This is a genomic window from Dietzia sp. DQ11-44 (genome assembly GCF_014145205.1).
GTDB classification, from domain to species: Bacteria; Actinomycetota; Actinomycetes; order Mycobacteriales; family Mycobacteriaceae; genus Dietzia; species Dietzia natronolimnaea.
This window is the reverse complement of record NZ_JAALEC010000125.1, coordinates 1-6288: the sequence shown is the minus strand read 5'-3', so window position 1 is coordinate 6288 and position 6288 is coordinate 1. Positions and strand designations below refer to the sequence as shown.

The window sequence follows — 6288 nt, the reverse complement described above, 5'->3', positions numbered from 1 at the left end:
TGCTCGCAGGTCGCGGCACGCGGTCAGGCGCCACCACGTGGATCCACGCGGTGGCGCCTGACGTCTCTCGTGGGTTCCGGCGGTGCCGCCTCCGTGCGGCGATCCGGTGCGCCCGGCTACGCGGCGAGCCGGCTCCCCTGGTGCCGGATCGCGGCCTCGGTGGAGACCAGGACGGTGCCGTCGACGACCCTGGCCGGGAACACGGACAGTCCGTACGACTCGTCGTCGACCCCGCGCCCGTCCTCCAAGGCGTAGGCCTGCTTGCCGATGGGGGAGATGGCCACGGGGACCCCCCCGCGGTCGCCGACGAGACCACGGCTCATCACGGCGGCCCGGGCGATCGGGTCGATGTTGCACAGGGCGTGGACACTGCCGTCGTCCAGGAGGTAGACGGCGATCTGTCGGCCGTCGGGCAGCAGGGCGGCGACGCCCCGCCCCGGGATGAGCCGCTCGAGGGGGCAGACCTCGATCTCGGTGGGGGACAGGAGTGCGGTCATGACGGTGTCCTTTCGGGGGTTCGGGTTGGGTCAGACTCGTGCGGGCATCGCGGGGGAGCCGAGGAGGACCGGGACCTTGCGGCCGTCCTTCTCCTCGAACTCGACGGTGGGGTCCGGGGACTCGGGCGCGTTGACGAAGGACACGAACCGGGCGAGCTTGTCGGGGTCGTCCAGAACCGCGGACCACTCGTCCACGTAGCCCGCGACGTGGGCCTCCATCCGACCCTCCAGCTCGGCGGCCAGGTCGAGGGAGTCGTCGCACACCACCTCGCGCAGGTGGTCGATGCCGCCGTCCAGCGATTCGAGCCAGGGCGCCATCCGCTGGAGCCGCTCGGCCGTCCGGACGTAGAACATCACCGTGCGGTCGATGTAGCGGATCAGCTCCTCGTCGGTCAGGTCACCGACGAGCAGTTGCGCGTGCCTGGGCGTCGCGCCCCCGTTGCCGCCGACGTACAGGTTCCAGCCGGTCTCGGTGGCGATCACGCCGACGTCCTTGCCGCGGGCCTCCGCGCATTCGCGCGCACACCCCGAGACCGCCATCTTGATCTTGTGGGGCGCGCGCAGTCCGCGGTAGCGGTTCTCCATCAGCACCGCCATCCCGACCGAGTCCTGCTGTCCGTAGCGGCACCACGAGGTGCCCACACAGCTCTTGACCGTGCGCAGCGACTTGCCGTAGGCGTGCCCCGACTCCATGCCGGCGTCCACGAGCCGCTTCCAGATCACCGGCAGTTCCTCGACGCGCGCACCGAACATGTCGATGCGCTGACCGCCGGTCACCTTGACGTACAGGTCGTGATCACGCGCGATCTCACCGATCACGATGAGTTGCTCCGCGGACACCTCGCCGCCCGGCATCCGGGGCACCACCGAATAGGTGCCGTTCTTCTGGATGTTGGCGAGGAAGTGGTCGTTGGTGTCCTGCAGTGCGGCCTGTTCCCCGTCGAGGACGTGGTCGGAACTGGTGGAGGCCAGGATGGACGCGACGGTGGGCTTGCAGATGTCGCAGCCGGACCCGTGGCCGAAGCGCTCGATCAGACCGGAGAAGGTCCGGATCCCGGTGACCGTGACGATCTCGAAGAGCTCCGACCGGGACTGCTCGAAGTGCTCACACAGCGCCGTCGACTGCTCGACCCCCTCCGCTTCGAGGACCTGCTTGAGCAGGGGGATACACGAGCCGCACGAGGTGCCGGCCCGGGTGCACGACTTGAGGTCGGCCACGTCGCAGGCGCCGCCGCAGATGGCCTCGCGGACGTCGCCCTTGGTGACGGCGTTGCACGAGCAGATCTGCGCCTCGTCGGGGAGCGCCTCCACCCCGACCCCGGGATCGTTACCGGTGGAGCGGGAGATGAGCGAGATCGGGTCGGGGGACGGCAGCGTGCGGCCGACGAGTGGCTTGAGCAGCGAGTACGGCCCGGAATCGCCGACGAACACCCCACCCAGGAGGGTCTGGGCGTCGTCGCTCATGACCAGCTTGGAGTAGGTCCCCGCGACGGGATCGTTGACCACCACCTCGAGGCAACCGGGCGTGACGCCGTGCGCGTCGCCGAAACTCGCCATGTCCACCCCGAGGAGCTTGAGTTTGGTGGACAGGTCGGCCCCGGTGAACTCCCCCTCGCCGCTGAGGATCGTGGCCGCGGCCACCTCGGCGGAGGTGTACCCGGGACCGACGAGCCCGTAGCAGGTGCCGTCGATGGCAGCGCACTCGCCGATCGCGTAGATGTTCGGGTCCGAGGTCCGGCACGCGAGGTCGGTGAGGATGCCGCCCCGCTCGGCGGTGTCCAGACCGGAGAGCCGCGCGAGTTCGTCCCTCGGGCGGACGCCCGCCGAGAACACCACGAAGGCGGCGTCGACGACCGTGGTGACCCCCTCGTCGTCGGTGAGTCGGACGGTCAGCCCGTCGGGCGTCTCGGCGATCTCCGTGCCGGTCACCGAGAGGTGGATCTCGATCCCCAGTTCACGGATCAGAGACGCCAGGACATGGCCGCCACCGGCGTCCACCTGCAGTGGCATGAGCCGGTCGTTGCGTTCGACCACGTGCGGCGTGAGCCCGAGCAGGCTCACCGCGTTGGCCGCCTCGAGGCCGAGCAACCCACCGCCGATCACGACGCCGTGGGAGCCCGACCCGGCGCGTTCGGCGGCCGCGCGGATCCCGTCGAGATCGTCGAGGGTGCGGTAGACGTGACATCCCGGGAGGTCATGGCCGGGCACCGGTGGGACGAACGCCCGCGAGCCGGTCGCCAGGACCAGCGTGTCGTAGGCGATCCGCTCGCCCGACGAGAGTTCGACCTCCCCGGCCTCGCGGTCGATCGCGGTGACCAGGTGACCCGATCGCACGGTCACCCGCGGATCGGCGCCGTGCCGGGCGTCCTCGAGGTGGAGCGACTCGCGGTCCCACGCCCCGACGTAGGAGGAGAGGCCGACGCGGTCGTACGCCGGGTCCGTCTCCTCGCCGATCACCGTGACGGTGAGATCGGCGGTGGCCCACCGGGACGCGAGGGTGGAGACGAACCGGTGGGCGACCATTCCGTGTCCGACGACGACGATGTGCTCGGTCATGTGGAGACCTCCTTCTAGCCTGTGCCGACCAGGCTAGAAAGCGCGTGTTTCCGCGCAGTGGCGGCGGATCACGGTGCCGTGACGACTTGCTCACAGGTGGAGGAGCGTCGGGTGAGGCCCACGGTGTCGAGCGGTGGGAGGGCTCTCAGTCGAGTGGCACGAGGTTGGCCGGAGACGCCGACACCTCTCCGACCCGGTCGAGGTTCTGGCGCAGGGTCTCCCACTCGCCGGCCGGGATCTCCTTGGTCAGCCTCCGCAGCACGGCGGCGTCCGGGGTGGCCCAGGCGACGGGCATGGGGGAGATGAACTGGTAGAGGTTGTCACCTCCGCGGGCGCTGCGGTTGCCCACCACGGCGACGCAGGGGACCCGCGTGCCCACGCGGACGTCGTGGCCCGGGATCTTCTCACAACTGCGGACGGCCAGAGCGGGGAGCGAGCCCGCGGACCGGTCGACGGCGCGGTCGACCAGGGCCAGCAGGGTGAGCCCACGCGGTCGCACCTCGGCGACGATCGCCGGGACGAGTTCCGAGGTGGCGTAGGTGTGCGCCATGGATCCCATCTTCCGGGGGATGTACCCGATCATGGCCAGGCACCCGATCGCGAAGACGCCGGCCAGCGCGGCGATGATCCAGCCCCACGGTTCGAGGCCCGAGTAGAGCAGCATCCCGGTCCCGGCGGCGAGGACGACGACCCCGAGGATCCCGGCGGACCACTGCAAACGACGCACCTCGGCCAGGCTCTCGTTGTTCTTCCGGACCCAGGCGTCGTCCACGGGGAAGTCGGCGAGGCGGTACTGCTCGTGAGGGGCGCGGGAGGTGCGATCGGAGGCCATGGACCCAGTATCCCAGGCGCCACGGCGAGGGTGGGACGCCCAGGGCGGGCCGTGTGCTCAGCCGATCCCGGGCAGCTCCGGGCCGAGCAGGTCGTCGGCGTCGGTGATCCGGTAGGCGTAGCCCTGCTCGGCGAGGAACCGCTGGCGGTGGGCGGCGTACTCCGCGTCGAGGGTGTCCCGGGAGACCACGGAGTAGAAGTGCGCCTGTCCGCCGTCCTTCTTGGGGCGCAGGAGTCGCCCGAGCCGCTGGGCCTCCTCCTGTCGGGAGCCGAAGGTCCCGGAGACCTGCACGGCGACGCTCGCCTCCGGTAGGTCGATCGAGAAGTTGGCCACCTTGGACACCACCAGGGTGGAGATCTCCCCGGCGCGGAAGGCGTTGAAGAGCTTCTCCCGCTCCTTGTTGGAGGTGGAACCCTGGATCACCGGGGCGTCCAGCTCGACCCCCAGTTCCTCCAGCTGGTCCAGATAGGCGCCGATCACCAGCGTCGGGGCACCGGAGTGCCTGGCCAGGATCTGCTTCACCACCGCGATCTTGGTGCGGGCGGTCGAGCACAACTTGTACTTGTCCTCGGCCTCGGCGGTGGCGTACATCATCCGCTCGTTCTCGGTCAGCGTCACGCGGACCTCCACGCAGTCGGCCGGGGCGATCCACCCCTGCGCCTCGATGTCCTTCCAGGGGGCGTCGTAGCGCTTGGGGCCGATGAGGGAGAACACGTCACCCTCCCGGCCGTCCTCACGGACCAGCGTGGCGGTGAGCCCGAGACGGCGACGCGACTGCAGGTCCGCGGTCATCCGGAAGACCGGTGCCGGGAGCAGGTGCACCTCGTCGTAGATCATCAGTCCCCAGTCCCGGGAGTCGAAGAGCTCCAGCGCCCGGTGCACGCCCTTGGTCTTGCGGGTGACGACCTGATACGTGGCGATGGTGACCGGGCGGATCTCCTTGCGTTCGCCCGAGTACTCGCCGATCTCGTCCTCCGTGAGCGTGGTCCGGGCGAGCAGTTCGCGCTTCCACTGCCGACCGGCGACGGTGTTGGTCACGAGGATGAGCGTGGTGGCCTTGGCGCGGGCCATCGCCGCCGCGCCGACCATGGTCTTGCCGGCCCCGCAGGGCAGGACGACGACGCCGGAGCCGCCCGCCCAGAAGGAGTCCGCGGCCATCTGTTGGTAGTCGCGGAGCTCCCAGGGCTCGGACTCGGTGGACAGGGAGATCTCGTGGGCCTCGCCGTCGACGTACCCGGCCAGGTCCTCGGCCGGCCACCCCACCTTCAGCAACTCCTGCTTGAGCCGACCGCGCTCGGACGCGTGGACGATCACGGTGTCGGCGTCGATCTCCGCCCCGAGCATCGGGGCGATCTTCTTGTGTCGCCTGACCTCGGCGAGCACTGCGGCGTCGAGAGAGATGAGGGTGAGACCGTGGACCGGGCTCTTGACCAGTTGAAGCCGGCCGTAGCGGGCCATGGTGTCCGCGATGTCGACCAGGAGCGGCTGTGGGACGGGGAAGCGCGAGTAGGTGACGAGCACGTCGACGACCTGCTCGGCGTCGTGACCGGCGGCCCGCGCGTTCCACAGGGCGAGCGGCGTGATCCGGTAGGTGTGGACGTGTTCGGGGGCGCGCTCGAGTTCGGCGAACGGGGCCAGGGCCTGCCGGGCGTCGCCTGCCTGGTCGTGGTCGATCTCCAGCAGCACGGTCTTGTCCGACTGGACGATCAGCGGTCCACCACTCACTTCGGTTCTCCTCGGTTCTCGCGGGCCCGCGTGGGTCCGACCCTCCAGTGTCCCGGAAATCGCGACGGAGGGTCGGGCCGGCGGGTGGGGTCAGCGGGTGGGGTCCACATCGGCCACCGAGATCACGCGGTGCAACGGCAGGGTCACGGCCTCGGCGGAATCGGGTTCCACCCCTTCGATCCGGCCCCCCGCGACGGAGACGGGGATGACGAGTCGCGACGTCGAGCGGCCCTGCGCGTCGACCACGGAGACCGTGACCGCGGTGCCCGACCCCGCGGCCTCGTGCAGGCGGGCGATGGCGGCCTCACCCGTGTACCCGTCACCCGAGGAACCGCGCGCCGACCGCACGCGGTCGGCCGAGCGCATCGCCGTGATCGCCGCACGGAGCTCGCCGGTGGTGGCGGTACGCGTCGGGACCCGGGGGGTGCGGCCGGGGGAGGTGGCCCGGACCCGGGCCACCGGGCGGGTGAGTGCGACGACGGCGCCGGAGGTGTCCTCGACGACGGGCGCGTACCCGTGCTCCCGGAGGGCCTCGACGAGATCCAACGGACGGGCCTGGGAGATGAGGACGGTCGGGGCGACGGAACGCAGGGCGCAACTCTCCGCCACCGGGGAGCCCAGGACCTGGGCCACAAGCGACGGGTCGTCACAGCGGAGGAACGACAGCGCGGCCCCCGC

General features: G+C 70.6%; 4 protein-coding genes and 1 pseudogene. All 5 read right to left on the bottom strand.

Annotation, left to right across the window (positions count from 1 at the left end; translation table 11 throughout):
* Nucleotides 1-116: 116 nt before the first annotated feature.
* Nucleotides 117-497: a nitrite reductase small subunit NirD gene (nirD, locus tag G6018_RS03830; RefSeq protein WP_182609571.1), complete on the bottom strand. Its 381-nt coding sequence runs from the start codon at nt 495-497 to the stop codon at nt 117-119.
* A gap of 30 nt (nt 498-527) precedes the next feature.
* Nucleotides 528-3053: a nitrite reductase large subunit NirB gene (nirB, locus tag G6018_RS03825; protein ID WP_182616220.1), complete on the bottom strand. Its 2526-nt coding sequence runs from the start codon at nt 3051-3053 to the stop codon at nt 528-530.
* A gap of 145 nt (nt 3054-3198) precedes the next feature.
* Nucleotides 3199-3885 (bottom strand): DUF3239 domain-containing protein, encoded by a 687-nt coding sequence (locus G6018_RS03820; protein ID WP_179524653.1) that lies wholly within the window; start codon nt 3883-3885, stop codon nt 3199-3201.
* 57 nt (nt 3886-3942) lie between these two features.
* Entirely contained in the window at nt 3943-5610 is a 1668-nt protein-coding gene (locus tag G6018_RS03815; protein ID WP_179524654.1) for a DNA repair helicase XPB, read from the bottom strand.
* 90 nt (nt 5611-5700) lie between these two features.
* Nucleotides 5701-6288: pseudogene (locus G6018_RS03810) on the bottom strand (helicase-associated domain-containing protein); the annotation flags it as partial.